The following is a 694-nucleotide window of genomic DNA, read 5'->3' on the forward strand; positions in this document are numbered from 1 at the left end:
ATCAAGAAGTTTCCGGCCGCGGGCAAGGCCAAGTACAGCTCGTTCCTGGTCAGCATCGAAGAGTCCAGCAGCTTCCACCGCCTGCTGCTCGATCCGCTCAGCGACAAGCTGTTCTCGTCCAAGGGGGAAGACTTCACCTACCGCGAAAAGCGGCTGGCGGAAGGGGCAGATATCAAGGACATCCTGTTCGAGATGGTCGAGCGGGATGCGGACAAGCGGCGTGAACTGCACGCACTGCTGAAAATGCCGTTATGACCGGGGTTGAGCGAGTGCGCCGGGCGCTGCGCCGCCATCCGGCAGTTGTGCTGACTGCGTCGATGGTGGCCATCGGCCTGCTGGCCGCGCGAGATATGGGCACGGGCGAGTTCACCGCGGCATTGCGCGCGCTGCTGGTCGCCGGACTTCTGGCGGCCGCAGGGCTGGCGCTGCGGTATCAATGGGCGGGCAAGGGGTATCAGGCAGTGAACCTGCTGCGCCTGGCTCTGGGGCTGTGGGTAATAGCCGGCGTTGCCGGCCTGCTTTCGTAGGCAACGCTTTGACGGAGGGAAAGATGCAACACACAAAATCGACGGTGGCAGAGCGGCCACCGCTGTCCGCGCGCTTTATCGCAACCGAGTGGTTTCGCGGCGTGGGTTATGCGCTGGTAACGCTGATTACCGTTGGCATAGCTTACGTTGTCGGGATGACAGCCATT

General features: G+C 62.5%; 1 protein-coding gene and 1 pseudogene. Both read left to right on the forward strand.

What is annotated here, in order from left to right:
• Positions 1-255: pseudogene (locus AC4PR2_RS29455) on the forward strand (conjugal transfer protein TraC); the annotation flags it as partial.
• Positions 252-527, forward strand: a complete 276-nt coding sequence (locus tag AC4PR2_RS29460) for a hypothetical protein (protein WP_241389635.1) — start codon at positions 252-254, stop codon at positions 525-527. The pseudogene AC4PR2_RS29455 and the gene AC4PR2_RS29460, both read left to right, overlap by 4 nt.
• Positions 528-694: the final 167 nt, after the last annotated feature.

It is taken from the genome of Serratia sp. A07, from assembly GCF_058725505.1.

What these genes read in the sequence shown, in the direction of transcription:
- AC4PR2_RS29460 (WP_241389635.1), top strand. Translation starts at nt 252, where the DNA reads ATGACCGGGGTTGAGCGAGTGCGCCGGGCGCTGCGCCGCCATCCGGCA.